Origin of the sequence: Natrialba aegyptia DSM 13077 (assembly GCF_000337535.1) — an archaeon.
Classification (GTDB): Archaea; Halobacteriota; Halobacteria; order Halobacteriales; family Natrialbaceae; genus Natrialba; species Natrialba aegyptia.
In genome coordinates this window covers 31,483-46,002 of record NZ_AOIP01000033.1, presented here as the reverse complement: position 1 = coordinate 46,002, position 14,520 = coordinate 31,483, and the positions used below count along the sequence as shown (strand labels likewise).

Sequence of the window (14,520 nt, the reverse complement as noted above, 5' to 3'; positions counted from 1 at the left end):
TAGATGGCAGACGAACAACCACAGGAACTCGAAGACATCAGTGGCGTCGGTGCGAGCAAGGCAGACGCCCTTCGCGAGGCCGGCTTCGAGTCCATCGCGGACGTCAAGGAAGCCGACCAGGACGACCTGGCCGAAGCCGACGGCGTCGGCAACGCGCTCGCAGCGCGTATCAAGGCCGACGTCGGCGATCTCGAGGTCTCCGAGGAGACCGAGGCCGAGATCGAAGACGAAAGTGCCGAGGACGAAGCGGAACCTGCCGAAGACGTCGAAACCGAACTGCAGGCCCGCGGTCTAACCGAGAAGACGCCGGACCTCTCCGACGATGAACAGCGCCTTCTCAACCGTCGCAAGAGCGAAGGCAAGCCGCAGTTCAACCGGCAGGACTACCACATGAAAAAGCGAACGCCGGAGTCCTGGCGACGCCCGCGCGGTCAGCTCTCGAAGCAGCGCAAGGGCATCAAGGGCAAAGGCCCGAAAGTCGAAGCCGGCTACCGCACGCCCACCGACGTTCGGGGGAAACACCCGAGCGGCTTCGAAGAGGTCTACGTCGAGAACGTCGACGACCTCGAGGGTGTCGACGGCGACACGGAAGCGGTCCGTATTGCCTCCGCCGTTGGCGCACGCAAGCGCGAACGCATCGAGGAGGTCGCCGAAGACGAGGGCGTTCGCGTCCTGAACCCAACCTACGAAGAGGTCGAGGTGGAATCCAATGACTGATCTTTCCGCACAGAAACGACTCGCTGCCGACGTCTTAGACGTGGGCAAGAATCGTGTCTGGCTCGACCCCGAAGCCCAGGCCGACATCGCCGAGGCCATCACCCGCGACGAAATCCGTGAACTCGTCGACGAAGGCCGCATTCAGGCTGACGACGCCAAAGGGAATTCCCGAGGTCGTGCACGCGAACGGAACGAAAAGCGTGCCTACGGCCACCAGAAGGGCCCGGGCAAGCGCCGCGGCAAGAAAGGTGCACGCCAGAACGAGAAAGAAGAGTGGCAAAACCAGATTCGCGCACAGCGACGGAAGCTGCGTGAACTCCGCGACAAGGGCGAACTGACGCCCACGCAGTACCGCGAGCTCTACAAGAAGGCTGGCGGTGGCGAGTTCCGTAGCGTCCGGTACCTGTTGAACTACATCGACGAGAACTACGGTGACCAATAATGGCGACAGGACCACGATATAAAGTGCCAATGCGGCGTCGCCGTGAGGTCCGGACGGATTACCATCAGAGGTTGCGCCTGCTGAAATCGGGCAAGCCCCGCCTCGTTGCTCGCAAGAGTAACAAGCACACTACGGCGCAGCTGATCGTTCCCGGACCTCAGGGGGACGAGACGCTCGCAAGTGCACACTCGAGCGATCTCGAGGAGTACGGTTGGGACGCGCCCACGAGTAACATCTCTGCAGCCTACCTGACCGGCCTGCTGGCCGGCAAACGGGCAGTCGAAGCCGACATTGAGGAGGCAGTCCTCGACATCGGCCTCAACACAGCAACGCCCGGAAACAAGGTGTTCGCAGTGCAGGAGGGCGCAATCGACGCCGGCCTCGAAATCCCGCACAACGACAGCGTGCTCGCGGACTGGTCGCGTACTCGCGGCGAACACATCGCCGAGTACGCCGAACAGTTAGACGAGCCGCTGTACAGCGGTGACTTCGACGCAACCGAACTCCCAGAACACTTCGACGAGGTACGAGAGGCGATTCTCGAATGAGTGGAAACAACTACAACGACAACGGATGGGAACCCGTTACCCGTCTCGGCCGGAAGGTCCAGGAGGGCGACATCGATACGATGGAGGCCGCCCTCAACTCGGGACTCCCGCTCAAGGAACCCGAACTCGTCGACCAGCTCCTCCCCGGGCTGGACGACGAAGTGCTTGACATCAACATGGTCCAGCGCATGACCGACTCCGGGCGACGCGTGAAGTTCCGTTGTGTCGTCGCCGTCGGCAACCGCGACGGCTACATCGGCTATGCGGAAGGTCGAGACGACCAGGTCGGGTCTGCTATCCAGAAGGCAATCGGTATCGCGAAACTGAACATCATCAAGGTCCCGCGCGGCTCCGGTTCGTGGGAGGACCGCTCGGACCGTCCACACTCGCTGACCCGACAGACGACCGGCAAAGCCGGCTCCGTCGAGGTCGAGGTCATTCCGGCCCCCGAAGGACTCGGGCTCGCCGCGAGTGACACGGTCCGTGCCGTCCTCGAACTGGCCGGCATCGAAAACGCCTGGACCAAGAGCCACGGCAACACGCGAACGACCGTCAACCTCGCGAAAGCGACGTTCAACGCTCTCGAGAACGCCTCGCAGTCGCGACACCCGCGGGCACGCGAGACCACCCGTGACGAAGCGGAGGTGACCGAGTGATGAAGGCAGTCGTTCAGGTCCGTGGCGAAGTGAATCGCCAGCAGACCGTCCAGGACACCCTGGAAATGCTCAACATTCACGGCGTCAACCACTGCGCACTCATCCCCGAAACCGACACCTACCGTGGCATGATCACGAAGGTTAACGACTACGTCGCCCACGGGGAACCCGACGCTGACGTGCTCGAAACGGTGCTCGCAAAGCGAGCGGAACCGCTCGAGGGCCGCCAGTCCGACGTCGACGAGGAGTGGCTCAGCGAGAACACCGAGTTCAGCGACTTCGCTGCACTCGCCGAGGCGCTACTCGACGAGGAAACGACGCTTCGCGAGGAGGGACTGTCGCCGACGCTGCGACTGCACCCGCCACGTGGCGGTCACAATGGGATCAAAAAGCCAACCGCGGAGGGCGGCCAACTCGGAAAACATACAACCGAGGACATTAACGTCCTGTTAGAATCGATGCGATAACAATGACGAGCAAAAAACGACGCCAGCGTGGATCGCGAACCCACAGCGGTGGCTCCCACAAAAACCGACGTGGGGCCGGACACCGTGGTGGACGCGGCCGCGCCGGGCGAAGCAAACACGAGTTCCACAACTACGAACCGAAGGGGAAACACGGCTTCAAGCGACCGCAGGGCATCCGCGAAGATGTCGCCGAAATCGACGTTCAGAAGTTAGACGAGGACGCGATCCTGTACGTCGCAGACGACCTTGCCGAGGAAACCGACGACGGATATGAACTCGACGCTCGCGATATCGTCGAGGACGGCCACGAGGTCGATGTCGTCAAGGTCCTCGGATCGGGGCAGGTACGCAACGCACTCGACGTTACTGCAGATGCGTTCTCGGAAGCAGCTCGCGAGAAGATCGAGACGGCCGGCGGTGAGGCGATCGTCTCGGAGCGAGGACAAGAGCGGGCGGAAGCTGACGAAACTGCGTCCGATCAGGAAGCCGAAGAACAGGACGAGGAGTAACATATGGGATGGAAGGAAGCTGCTGAACCGGTCTTAACGCGGATGCCCGCAGTCCGCCGTCCGGAGGGGCACGTTCCCTTTAAACGCAAGCTTGCGTGGACGGCTGGCATCCTGATGTTGTACTTCTTCCTGACGAACATCTCGCTGCTCGGGGTGCAGTCCGGTGGCGCAACCGACCTCTTCGGTGAGTTCCGTGCGATTCTGGCCGGTTCACAGGGGTCGCTGTTGCAGGTCGGTATTGGACCGATCGTCACCGCGAGCATCGTCTTGCAACTGCTTGGCGGTGCGAACCTACTCGGTCTCGACACCGACGACCCGCGCGATCAGGTCCTCTATCAGGGCCTGCAGAAGCTGCTGGTCGTCGTTATGGTGGTGCTGACCGGGCTGCCGATAGTGTTCGCCAGCGGCTTCCTGCCAGCTCAGTCGTCACTGCAGTTCGGGGGACTCACCCTCGACCATATGCAGGTCCAGCTTCTGATGTTCGCCCAGATCTTCGCCGGCGGTATCCTCATCCTCTACATGGACGAGGTCGTCAGCAAGTGGGGCGTCGGGAGCGGGATCGGGCTGTTCATCATCGCCGGCGTGAGCCAGCGACTCGTTACCGGACTCATCCAGCCAACTGCGGGTGGGTTCTTCTACGACTGGTATCAGATCATCACCGGGCAGGTGGCCGTCGGCTCGGTCTTCGCTGGCGATGGACTGTACACCATCCTGTTTCAGGAGGGGCACATCATCGCGCTGCTAACGACGGTCTTGATCTTCGCGATCGTCGTCTACGCGGAATCGGTTCGCGTGGAAATTCCACTCAGCCACGCCCGCGTCAAAGGTGCTCGCGGTCGCTTCCCAGTGAAGCTCATCTACGCGAGCGTCCTGCCGATGATCCTCGTCCGGGCGCTACAGGCGAACGTCCAGTTTATCGGACAGATCATGTCTTCGCAACTGGGAGCCAACATGCCCGAGTTCCTCGGGACCTACAACGCTAATGGACAACCCGTGAGCGGGTTCTTCTACTACGTCGCGCCGATCTACTCACCAAACGACTGGATGTGGTGGACCGGCGAAGTCTCCCAGGCGGCGTGGATGGTGATGATCCGCGTCTCCATCGACCTGGTATTCATGATCGCCGGCGGTGCGATCTTCGCCGTCTTCTGGGTCGAAACCACCGACATGGGCCCAGAATCCACAGCCAAGCAGATCCAGAACTCGGGGATGCAGATCCCCGGTTTCCGCCAGAACGTCGGCGTCATCGAGAAGGTCATGGAACGGTACATCCCGCAAGTGACTATCATCGGTGGTGCACTCGTCGGCTTGCTCGCCGTCTGGGCGAACATGCTCGGCACAATCGGGTCCATCAGTGGAACCGGTCTACTGCTGGCTGTCTCCATCACCTACAAGCTCTACGAAGAGATTGCCGAAGAGCAGATGATGGAGATGCATCCGATGATGCGCCAGATGTTCGGCAAGGAATAGCTGCTGTCGCCGATCTCCGGTTTTTCTTTCTCGCAGTCGTGATCGGACCCGTAGTAACAACTGCAACGATTTACACACTACTCACACAACCGTCGTGCGTCGTGCGACCGGGTATGCGAACTTGCAGTGGCTACTCGTTCCCTCCGATGGCCGTGGAGGTGAGTTCGAGTGTGAACTCTATCCACCGGCTGTCGAGAACAGTGTGCCTGAGTTGTTTATCCATCCCAGCGATAAACGCGAACTGTGCACGCACCTCTACTTGAATTGGAGATTCAGTTACGTTCGGAGACCGTTCGTCATCCCATGGTACCTGAGAGAAGCCGAACCCGGTAGTCTCTACCAACCTGTTTCGCTTTACTCTCCTTTCGCCTCGTCCCACGACCCGACCTCGTACACGTCCGTCTGTTCGTCGACGATGGGAAGGTCCGCAAGCGCCTCCCTATCGAAAGCATCAGCGTTTTCCGTAGCTACATCTCCAAGATCGTCGACAGCGACGTACGTTTTTCCGACACCGTCGTCCTGCTTCGTCGTCGGTATCAGCTGATCGAGCAGTCCACCGAGATCTTCGAACGTTGCGCCCCCGTGAACGCGTATCGTCTCCCCGTCGAGTTCAACGTTCGTCCGCGTGAGATCGAGATTCCACTCGTCGAGAGCGGAAACGAAGGCAGCCCCGTCCGAACCACCGAGCGGATCGAACTGGACCGACTTGGCCAGATAGTCCGCAGTCCGATTAGCAACGGTTTCCCGTGGCAACTCGAACTCTCCTTCGAGATCGACGGTGCTGCGATCGGTTGTGATCTCGAGATCAAAGGCGGTATCCGGTCGTGAACCGAGTCCGCGTGCAGCGCGTTCGTCAACGTAGTCGGACCAATTCTCGGTCGCACCGGTTATAGTCGCTGTAACACTGTAGCGCCGATCGGACTGTCCCTGCGTGCCCGTGTCGTGTGCTTGATTCGGTGTCGTCTCTCCCTCCGCGTTCCATTCGAGCACCGTTTGGAGGTCCGCCTCCCGCTGCGCATCGAGTCTCGCCTGGAGGTTCGTCTCGGTGTCAGTTCCGTTCGCGTTCGGGGACGCCCTCTCGAGGCGTTCCGGTTCGATAATCGCCCGAAGTGCCCGCTCGTAGTTTGCCAGTTTCACGTTCCAGTCAGTCCGGGTCGTCTGTCCCATCCCCTGGCCCGTCTGTTTCGGCGTCGTCTCCTGGGTGAACTCGGCAGTCTCGATCTCGAGTTCAGAGAGCGCCGTCGTAAGGACACGCTCGTTTTCCGGGGTGGATTGCTGTACAGTACTTCCCTCCGTCGTGGCTCCGTCACTTCCTGTTAATGTCGTCGACAGCGCGCGTTCGATTCCCTCGTTGAGTCCCGTGTAGGTTACTGTGAACTCGAGGTCGAGTTCGTAGTCCGATTGTGCAGCCGTTGAAGCGGCCGTCTGATTCGAGTCCGTTGTATTCGATGCTGTCTCTTCCGCAACCAGTGCGTACTGCTCGAGTTCGACGCTGCTCTCGCCGCCGAACCTAGCCGCAATCGAGCCGAACTCCGTCTCGAGGGTATCACTGGCGTTTGCACGTGTCTGCCAGCGGGAGACGGCACTCGAATCAATCTGGGTACGGCGCTCGATGTGCATCCTGTACTCTCCGTCGGTACTCCCGCTGTCGGCGACAGAAACTGACAGATATCGCGGTGTCTCTGTCTCTGTCCCCGTCGTCGAGGACGTGCTCGTGGCCGTCCCGGTCGTTGTGATCGCATCCGGCGTGAGACGGATCTCACCGGTTGTTGATCCCGAAAGGCGCTCTTCCATATGCTCTGTCGGCCCTGTCGCCGAGAGTGCGGCCTCGAACTCGTTTGTATCCCGACTGGACTCGCCGGACACATCGAGGTCGAGCGTCGATCCAGGGGTTGGCTGGTCGAGAACCTGCTCACCGTCGGCGAGCTGTGCCGGCGTCACCGGTATCTCTGTGCCCGCTGTTTCGCGGTCCTGTCCGGCGAGTTCAGTGGTGAGTTCAGTAAGCGCAGTCGTTGCAGTAACGCTCCGCCGAACCGGGCTCTGCGTGTCGTTGAGTGTGTTCTCGTAGACGAGGATGGCCCCGCCGTCGGCTGTGAGATAGACGTCATCCGCTGTGCCGTGTCTAGCGCCGGCCTCGGCAGGCGTGTCGTAGGTTGGTATGTCGTCCGGTAGCTGTGGACCGTTCTCGGAGAGAAGCGAGTCCTGCGGCGTTGAACCGTACATATATGTCAGTCCGAGACTGAACACAGCGAGACAGGCGAGCCCGATAACGAGGAGGGCTGCAATCGTATTACTGGCCTGTGTCGGTTCGGTGTCTGACCATGGCCAGAGGTCCATGTCAGATGCTACTGGCTAGATGCGTATAAAGTTCAACAATTAGATGCGAGTCGACTCTCCCGCGACCGTTGGCTCACTGGATCGAGTATCCAGCGGCGATGACGAGCAGGAACACCATGAATACGGCCGTTGCCATCATGTAACTGATCGCTCGTGGCTCTTCGATCAGGTGCTGATAGTAGCCGGCGATCAGCAGGATCTTCGTGACTGCCAAGACGATCGTCCCGCCGATGGCCGTTGCGTACGCGAAGTTGAACTCGAAGAAGACGAACTTCCCCGTCGCCAGTGCCACCAGGAGGATGTAGATCAGGGTGTACGTTCGAAGGTTGGCCATTAGTGTGGAATGTGGGTGACGGATACTTATACCTTCCTCATACGTACTGCCGTTCCTCCTACGGTGGTTTTATCCACCGAATCGGTTCCGCTCGGGGAGACCAAATCAGGCGTCGAGTTCGCGACTGGGCCACGCAACGGTTCGAACGAAGACGGCGCCACAGCGACTCAAAACAGGCAGAAAGAAAGCAGTTTCACATCGCATGCAGACCGGAATCAAGCGGTGTGACCGCTTGAGTGGTCTACATCAGGTAGAACAGTGGGAACAGGAGCACCCACACGATGTCCACGAAGTGCCAGTAGAGTCCGAAGAACTCCACCGGCCGATGGTCCTCGAGGTACGCGTCGATGCTGATGATCCGATAGATCATAAACAGCGCGACGAGGACGCCGAGGATCACGTGTAAGGCGTGGAGGCCGGTCGTCACGTAGTAGATCGAGTACTCGATACTGTACCACCAGTAGTGGCCGTCGCCCATCTTCTGGGTGTACTCGAAGGCCTTGACGCCCATGAACGCCAGTGCGAGCAACACCGTCGCACCCATCGCACCGAGGAGCCCGCTCTTGTTCTTTCGCTCGGCCATCACCAGCGCGATGATGACGGTGAAACTCGAGGTGAGCAGGATGTACGTGTTGACCAACCCGGCCATCGTGATCGGGTCGAACTCCCAGTCCATCCAGCCCATGTGGAGGCGCATGAAGATGTACGCACCGATCGCAGCGCCGAAGACGATGACGTCCGACGCGAGGAACACCCAGATACCGAACTTCGTGTTTCCAATGCCGCCGAACGGCCAGCGCTCGGCGATGTTCATCACGGGTGCATCGAACTTCTCGCGACCGAACTGGAACAGCGTGATCCCCATAATCGCCATCCCGAGCGCGATCAGCACTGGATACATGATATCCGGCTGGGTCTCGAAGCCGACCAGTCCTTCCGGCGGTTCGGCCGTCCCCTCGGCGAAGTTGGCGACGAACGGCGTCAGCCCGGACAGTCCGAGGAAGAACACGAACATTCCGACGCCGATTCCGAACGGCCAGATACTGGCGTGGTCTGCGTGTTCGGCTTCGTGCTCGACACTCGCTTCAGCCGTGTTGCCCTGTCCGTGTGCAACACCGCCGTCGGTTGCAGCCGGCGAGTCGTCGACGAACTCGAGTCGACCGCTGGCGTAACTCGGCCGTCCGTCCCAGTTCTCGAGCGGTGGCGGCGAGGGGATTGCCCACTCGGCCGTCCGGGAGTACTCCCACGGATTGTCGGGAGCCTTGGGTCCGGAGATCCAACTCTTCGCGAACGTGAAGAACATAATCAGGAACGAGAGCCCGAGGACGAACGCCCCGACAGTTGCGATCTGGTGGTAGATCTGGGCGCTCTCGCCGTAGTGGAAGACGCGCCGTGGCGTTTCCCAGGCGAGGAACATCGGGAAGTACAGCATGTTGAACCCGATGAAATAGACTGCGAAGTTTAACTTCCCGAGCGCCTCCGAGTACATCTTTCCAGTTATCTTCGGCCACCAGTAGTAGAGGCCGGCGACCAGCGCCGTCACTCCGGAGACCATCACGTAGTGGAAGTGAGCGACGACCCAGTAGGTGCCACGGAACTCGTAGTCGAGCACGACGGCACCGAGGAAGACCCCCGTAATGCCACCGAGGATGAACAACACGAGCGCGCCGAGGCTAAAGAGGAACGGCGTCGTGAACCGAACCCGTCCCTTGACCATCGTGTAGATCAACGAGAAGACCATCAGGTCGAACGGGAGCGAAATCCCGATCGTCGTGGCCATGTACAGCGTCTTGATCTCCAGATTGATCGTCGTCAGGAACATGTGGTGCATCCAGACGAGGAACGACTGGACCGCCACGAGAACCATCGCGATGATGACCCATTTGCGGCCGACGAGGCGCCGTCCAGTAAAGGTCTGGAACGTCTCGAACATGATCCCTAACGCCGGGAAGAAGACGATATACACCTCTGGATGGCCGAAGAACCAGAACAGGTGCGCCCACAACAGGCTCGACCCCTGATCCGTCATGAAGTACTCGGTCAGGAACAACCGGTCGATCGAGAGCAACAACAGTGCTGCGAGCAACGCCGCGAAGGCAAACAGCATCATCCAGACCGTCAGGAGCCACGACCAGGTGAACATCGGCATGTTCCAGAGGCCAAGTCCTTCGGCCCGTGAGCGGTGAATCGTCGTCAGGAAGTTCACCGACCCGATCGTGATCGACATGACGAACAACGTCAGTGCGAGTATCGCTGCGTTATTGCCTGCCGTCGCGTCCATTGCAGGCGTGTACATCGGCACGTTCAGCGGCGCGTACAACGTCCACCCGCCGGCGTACGTCTGCCCCTGGAAGAACGAGAGGACGAACAGGATCCCCGAGAACAGGTAAAACCAGTAACTCAGGGCGTTCAGTCGTGGGAACGCGAGATCCTTCGCACCGATCTGGAGCGGCACCAGATAGTTCGCGAACCCGGATGCGATCGGTGAGAGGAACCAGAAAACCATCAACAGTCCGTGCGTCGAAACTGCCTGGTTGAACTGGACTGGTTCGAGAATGCCGAGTCCACCCGGTTCCCAGAGCTGCACCCGGAACAGCAGCGCCATCGCGCCCCCCAGCAGGAGGAAAAACAGCGCTGTCGTGATGTACAGAATCCCAACGTCCTTGTGGTTCGTCGTGACGAGCCAGCGTTTGACGGACGTCATCGGCGGTAGATCACTCATTCGCCGTCACCCCCCGTGTCGTCTTGCTGTTGGTCGGTTTCGTTTCCGGCACCGTCTTCGCCACCGTTTCCGCCATCAGCGTCGTTTGTTCCGTCGTCATTACTCTCTTCACCCTCCTCACCGGAACTCGCCGTTTCGAACGTATAGGTCTCGTCGACTGGTCCGGTGAAATCGACGCTCTCTTCGATCGGTTCGTACTGATCGTCAGTCGGCGTGATCGTCAGGTTGTACTGGCCGCCCTGTTCGATCTCGTCGATGGTGATCGATCCGTTCTCGAACTCATCGGCCGAGTACGTGTAGGTCAGATCCTGCTCGTACTGGTCGTTCTCCTCGTGGACGAGTTCAAGTTCGTAGCCGTCGGTCACGCGCGACTCGTTTTCGTCCTCGACCGTGATCGTCATCGTGAGCTGGTCGTCGACCCACTGTTCGAACTCGTCTTCCGAGAGCACGGTAACGTCGGAGTTCATCCCGGAGTGACCGAAGCCACACAGTTCGAAGCACTCGACCGTGTAGTTCCCGCCTTCGTCCGCCTGGAACCAGGTTTCGTCGGTTTCACCGGGGATCGCGTCGGCTTTGACGCGTAAGTCTGAGATGCCGAACGTGTGCCAGACGTCCTGTGATGTTGTCTCTATCCAGATGGGCGTATCGGCAGGGATGACGAGTCCTTCATTAAGACCGTTAGTCTCGATACCGTTCTCGTAGTTAAAGTCCCAACCGAACGCGTATCCTTCGACATCGATCTCGAGCGCGTCCTCGTCGGGGGTGTCCGGGCCGTCTTCGACGACAAGTAGCATGCCGTACGACCAGACGACCAGCGAAATGACGATGATCGCGCTCAGTCCGAACGAGAGGAATAACTTCTTGCCGCCCTGTCCGCCTGTCGGGAGTTCCCCAAGCGTTGGCAGATCCTCATCGGCTTTCGTCTCGCCGTCATCACGATACTTGTACGCGTTGTACAAGGTGTAGGAGATAACGACGACGCCGACGAGTGTCCCGAGACCGAGGAACACGAGGAAGATCTCATCGAAGATATCGACTCGGGTCTGCGCCTGCATCGGGGTCGTGTATGCGTTGAAGATCGTATTCACCTCTGTTGAAGCCGTCTATATGTCGGACCGTGGTTTCCGGGACCACTTATCTATTTGGAAACGGGCCGGGGTGCGCTCTTTCCCGTCGTAAACGGGCTCTCTGTGTCCGTCGATGGCTGGCGTCGATCCGGCCGCCCGTGACAGACCCAACGAGCCCGTTGACATGGTCCTCGGGACTCTTGTTGGAGTCAGTCCTTTTCTTTCTGTCGCTAATTCGCCGCGAGTTCAGTTGCAAAGACGAACGCTCACGCGCACGCGAGTGCATCATCCGAACAGGTTCGGTGTGGCGGGCGTGGTAGAGACAGCGAGCCGAGGGGTTTGCACTGCTATGGCGGCGATTTCCGCTCGCGCGCGGTTGGTGTGAGAGGAGAGACGAGTGCGAGTGGGACTGCAATCGCTCTCGAGTGGTCGCTAGTAGAGATAGTAGTCTAGAGATCGACCACCCAGACGCGGCCGTCCGACGGAAGGTGATACACGGTCTGAAAGACGGCGTCGATAAACTGCGCGATCCGATTTGGATCTGCCTTCGCGCTCACCCGGACGTTGATGCCGGCCGCGTCTTCGGATCGCGTGAGATCGTCGATCTTGAAGACGGGAAAGTCGTCGAGAAGCCCCTTGAGTCGGTCGAGTTCGTCGTCGGTGCAGTCGACGTTGATCGTGCCGTCGCTGAACTGGAGCCACGGGATGCCGAGAGCGGGATCGAGGTCGTTGGTAGGGGATGGGTCAGGATCGCGTTCCGATTCGGTGTCGCGGTCGGATTGGAACTCAGATTCGGCGTCGGATGTCGACTCGAATACGTCTGGATCGGCTTCGAACGTCACGAACCCGCTGCCGCGAGTTCGGTGTGCCGTAATCGCATCGCCGTAGAGTTCCTGGCGCGCTTTCGGTGTGGTCGCATCGAACCGGGTCATACCGGGATAGATGTGCCCGTTTCTTTAAGCCTTTATGCGCCGCCGCTGAACGGTGGGATATGGTACAGCCACGAATTTTGATTCTCGGGGCACCCGGGGCGGGCAAAGGGACACAAAGTGCAAATATCGTCGACGAGTTCGACGTCGATCACATCACCACCGGCGATGCACTTCGGGCCAACAAGGGGATGGATCTCTCCGATATGGACACCGAGTACGACACCCCCGGCGAGTACATGGACCAAGGTGAACTCGTTCCCGACAAAGTCGTCAACGCAATCGTCGACGAGGCGCTCTCACAGGCGGACGGCTTCGTTCTCGACGGCTACCCGCGCAATCTGGACCAGGCCGAAGAGCTCGAGGACATGACCGAGCTCGATGTCGTTCTCTATCTCGATGTCGACGAGGAAGAACTCGTACACCGGCTCACCGGTCGCCGTCTGGACCCGGAAACGGGCGATATATACCACGTCGAGTACAACCCGCCGGAGGACCCGGAAGTCGAAGCGCGACTCGAGCAGCGCGAGGACGACACGGAAGAGACCGTTCGCGAGCGACTCCGGGTGTACGAAGAGAATACGGAACCGGTCGTTGAATACTACGAGGAGAAGGGAACGCTCGAGCGGATCGATGGGAATCAGGCACCGGCTGCAGTTTGGGAGTCCGTCAAGGAGACGATTTCGGACGCAGCCTAACGTCGTCAGTTGTTTTCGACGTCGATTTCGTATTCTGCAATATTGAGATAGGTAAGCTGTGGTGCCGGCTCGTATCCGGGCGGGATCACCTCGATTTCAGAACTATTCATCGGCTGCTCGTTGACGTTTTTGAAGTTGCTTCGCTCGGAAATGGAGTGTGCGATAATCGAGCCGTCGAACTCCGGGCTCCCCTGCAGGTGGATCTGGTACTCCTCGTCGTTGTTCGAGTTCACTTGCCAGCCGTCGAACCCGTCCTCACCGGGCGTTTTGTCGCTGGCAGCATACAACAGCCCTTCGACGTAGCCGTTACCGAAATCGACGCCCATCTCCGAGGTGCCGTAGAGTTGGAGATTCGATTCGTCATCGCCACACGTCTGGGTGAACTCGTTGGTATCGACGTCTATATCGCCGGTCGCGTAGATCTTTGCCTGGTTCGATCCATCGGGGCCACACGCGTCGACTGTGATATCGTAGCCGGAGATATCATCGTCGACTACGAGTACCGCATTCCCGTCTTCGAGCGAGAAGGTGAGTTCGTCGGCAGCATCTAACGATCCTTCCGCAGCGAAATACGTTCCAGCGGTGATTTCGGACCAGTCGCCGGTGTCAATGTGTGATTCGTTCTCTCTGAAATCGGCTTTCATCTCGGAGATGATACCATCTAACGGTTTGAACTGCTCGCTCCCGATATCATCGAATTCGCCGCCGGATTGGTGGGCGTCGTAGTTGGATTCGTCGCCGAGAGCGACGCCTTTAGAGAACGCGTTATCGATGTCTTCGTAGCCGAGCCGAACCTTCAGCGTTCCATCGTCGTTTGCAGCGTCATAACAGCCCTGTTGTAGCGACGTATCGCCTGCTTCGCTCGTAAAGTGCTGTTCCCATCCCAGACAGTATTCGCTCTCGATTTCGATGAATACGTGGTCGTCCTTGATGTAGTTCATCGAATTAGCGTGCGCACTGGCCTGTTCAATCGCGATATCGCCCGAGTCGATCGTCTTGTTCTCGGTTAGTTCGACGACCGGAAACGAGAGCGTATTCGTCCGATGGTCGTAATTGATCGGTGGAGCCGACAGTACCCGTGTTTGCGTGCCGGTTTCACGGAATACAGCACCGCCCTCATAGGCGAGTCGCGTTCCGTCATCGGCGTCGTATTCGATGGTTCCGATCGTTCCGTTCGCGATCGGGGTGGTCGTCCCGCTATTGTTTTCCGCCCAGATTTCGTACGTTGCGGAGTCGTGGTGGGCGATGGCACCGTGTTCACCGGCTTCCAGATTGGAGCCGTGGGTAACGTCGTTGTTCGTCGTCGCCGTCGAAATCTGTTGGCTCAACTCGACGAACGCCTGCTCGACTCGTTCCTGTTCGGACTGTTGTTCCGTCTGCCCGATTCCCTCGCCGGCGACAAGCAAGACACCGATACTACCGGCTGCCACCATCCCGATCAGGAGGACGATTCCAAGCACGGACGATTGTGCCCGGCTTGATCCCCCCACCGACCGCTCCCTTCGTCGAACCCTCATAGAGACGCAACTCGTGAACGCGAGTATAATACAATCGACCGATCAAATACTTCAATTCCGTTTATATCCTCCATCTGTGGAATTATAATAAGGGTCCAGTAGAAGGA

The 14,520-nt window shown here is 59.3% G+C and carries 14 protein-coding genes; 8 read left to right on the top strand and 6 right to left on the bottom strand.

Annotated elements, in window-relative coordinates:
• Positions 1 to 3 precede the first annotated feature (3 nt).
• From C480_RS15920 to secY, 7 genes are read left to right on the top strand one after another with little or no spacing between them, the layout of a single operon-like run.
• A complete protein-coding gene (locus tag C480_RS15920; protein ID WP_006666644.1) occupies positions 4 to 717 on the top strand; it encodes a 50S ribosomal protein L32e in 714 nt (237 codons plus the stop codon).
• Positions 710 to 1,159, top strand: coding sequence for a 50S ribosomal protein L19e (locus C480_RS15915; protein WP_006666643.1), 450 nt, complete (start codon positions 710 to 712; stop codon positions 1,157 to 1,159). Before C480_RS15920 ends, C480_RS15915 begins: the two co-directional genes overlap by 8 nt.
• A complete protein-coding gene (locus C480_RS15910) occupies positions 1,159 to 1,707 on the top strand; it encodes a 50S ribosomal protein L18 (protein ID WP_006108944.1) in 549 nt (182 codons plus the stop codon). Before C480_RS15915 ends, C480_RS15910 begins: the two co-directional genes overlap by 1 nt.
• A complete protein-coding gene (locus C480_RS15905) occupies positions 1,704 to 2,363 on the top strand; it encodes a 30S ribosomal protein S5 (protein WP_006666642.1) in 660 nt (219 codons plus the stop codon). The genes C480_RS15910 and C480_RS15905 overlap by 4 nt, the downstream gene beginning before the upstream one ends.
• Positions 2,363 to 2,830, top strand: a complete 468-nt coding sequence (locus C480_RS15900) for a 50S ribosomal protein L30 (protein ID WP_006666641.1) — start codon at positions 2,363 to 2,365, stop codon at positions 2,828 to 2,830. The genes C480_RS15905 and C480_RS15900 overlap by 1 nt, the downstream gene beginning before the upstream one ends.
• 2 nt (positions 2,831 to 2,832) lie before the next feature.
• Positions 2,833 to 3,339 (top strand): uL15m family ribosomal protein, encoded by a 507-nt coding sequence (locus C480_RS15895; protein WP_006666640.1) that lies wholly within the window; start codon positions 2,833 to 2,835, stop codon positions 3,337 to 3,339.
• Between the two features lie 3 nt (positions 3,340 to 3,342).
• The gene (gene secY, locus C480_RS15890; RefSeq protein WP_006666639.1) at positions 3,343 to 4,809 is read left to right on the top strand and encodes a preprotein translocase subunit SecY; all 1,467 of its coding nucleotides are present in this window, start codon (positions 3,343 to 3,345) and stop codon (positions 4,807 to 4,809) included.
• A gap of 354 nt (positions 4,810 to 5,163) precedes the next feature.
• On the opposite strand, the gene C480_RS15885 is transcribed toward secY, so the two are convergent.
• From C480_RS15885 to C480_RS15865, 5 genes are all read right to left on the bottom strand, one after another.
• Positions 5,164 to 7,146: a hypothetical protein gene (locus C480_RS15885; protein WP_006666638.1), complete on the bottom strand. Its 1,983-nt coding sequence runs from the start codon at positions 7,144 to 7,146 to the stop codon at positions 5,164 to 5,166.
• A gap of 73 nt (positions 7,147 to 7,219) precedes the next feature.
• The gene (locus tag C480_RS15880) at positions 7,220 to 7,480 is read right to left on the bottom strand and encodes a cytochrome C oxidase subunit IV family protein (RefSeq protein WP_006666637.1); all 261 of its coding nucleotides are present in this window, start codon (positions 7,478 to 7,480) and stop codon (positions 7,220 to 7,222) included.
• 241 nt (positions 7,481 to 7,721) lie between these two features.
• Entirely contained in the window at positions 7,722 to 10,202 is a 2,481-nt protein-coding gene (locus C480_RS15875) for a cbb3-type cytochrome c oxidase subunit I (RefSeq protein WP_006666636.1), read from the bottom strand.
• The gene (coxB, locus tag C480_RS15870; RefSeq protein ID WP_049903824.1) at positions 10,199 to 11,257 is read right to left on the bottom strand and encodes a cytochrome c oxidase subunit II; all 1,059 of its coding nucleotides are present in this window, start codon (positions 11,255 to 11,257) and stop codon (positions 10,199 to 10,201) included. The genes C480_RS15875 and coxB overlap by 4 nt, the downstream gene beginning before the upstream one ends.
• Before the next feature lie 461 nt (positions 11,258 to 11,718).
• Positions 11,719 to 12,201, bottom strand: coding sequence for a hypothetical protein (locus tag C480_RS15865; protein WP_006666634.1), 483 nt, complete (start codon positions 12,199 to 12,201; stop codon positions 11,719 to 11,721).
• A 59-nt stretch (positions 12,202 to 12,260) separates the two neighbouring features.
• Here C480_RS15865 and C480_RS15860 point away from each other — a divergent pair, with 59 nt between their 5' ends.
• Positions 12,261 to 12,896: an adenylate kinase gene (locus C480_RS15860; protein ID WP_006666633.1), complete on the top strand. Its 636-nt coding sequence runs from the start codon at positions 12,261 to 12,263 to the stop codon at positions 12,894 to 12,896.
• A gap of 5 nt (positions 12,897 to 12,901) precedes the next feature.
• On the opposite strand, the gene C480_RS15855 is transcribed toward C480_RS15860, so the two are convergent.
• A complete protein-coding gene (locus C480_RS15855; RefSeq protein ID WP_444993535.1) occupies positions 12,902 to 14,413 on the bottom strand; it encodes a DUF7289 family protein in 1,512 nt (503 codons plus the stop codon).
• Between the last annotated feature and the right edge of the window lie 107 nt (positions 14,414 to 14,520).

Coding starts and splice junctions, on each gene's coding strand:
- C480_RS15920 (WP_006666644.1), top strand. CDS start 4: ATGGCAGACGAACAACCACAGGAACTCGAAGACATCAGTGGCGTCGGT.
- C480_RS15915 (WP_006666643.1), top strand. CDS start 710: ATGACTGATCTTTCCGCACAGAAACGACTCGCTGCCGACGTCTTAGAC.
- C480_RS15910 (WP_006108944.1), top strand. CDS start 1,159: ATGGCGACAGGACCACGATATAAAGTGCCAATGCGGCGTCGCCGTGAG.
- C480_RS15905 (WP_006666642.1), top strand. CDS start 1,704: ATGAGTGGAAACAACTACAACGACAACGGATGGGAACCCGTTACCCGT.
- C480_RS15900 (WP_006666641.1), top strand. CDS start 2,363: ATGAAGGCAGTCGTTCAGGTCCGTGGCGAAGTGAATCGCCAGCAGACC.
- C480_RS15895 (WP_006666640.1), top strand. CDS start 2,833: ATGACGAGCAAAAAACGACGCCAGCGTGGATCGCGAACCCACAGCGGT.
- secY (WP_006666639.1), top strand. CDS start 3,343: ATGGGATGGAAGGAAGCTGCTGAACCGGTCTTAACGCGGATGCCCGCA.
- C480_RS15885 (WP_006666638.1), bottom strand. CDS start 7,146: ATGGACCTCTGGCCATGGTCAGACACCGAACCGACACAGGCCAGTAAT.
- C480_RS15880 (WP_006666637.1), bottom strand. CDS start 7,480: ATGGCCAACCTTCGAACGTACACCCTGATCTACATCCTCCTGGTGGCA.
- C480_RS15875 (WP_006666636.1), bottom strand. CDS start 10,202: ATGAGTGATCTACCGCCGATGACGTCCGTCAAACGCTGGCTCGTCACG.
- coxB (WP_049903824.1), bottom strand. CDS start 11,257: ATGCAGGCGCAGACCCGAGTCGATATCTTCGATGAGATCTTCCTCGTG.
- C480_RS15865 (WP_006666634.1), bottom strand. CDS start 12,201: ATGACCCGGTTCGATGCGACCACACCGAAAGCGCGCCAGGAACTCTAC.
- C480_RS15860 (WP_006666633.1), top strand. CDS start 12,261: ATGGTACAGCCACGAATTTTGATTCTCGGGGCACCCGGGGCGGGCAAA.
- C480_RS15855 (WP_444993535.1), bottom strand. CDS start 14,413: ATGAGGGTTCGACGAAGGGAGCGGTCGGTGGGGGGATCAAGCCGGGCA.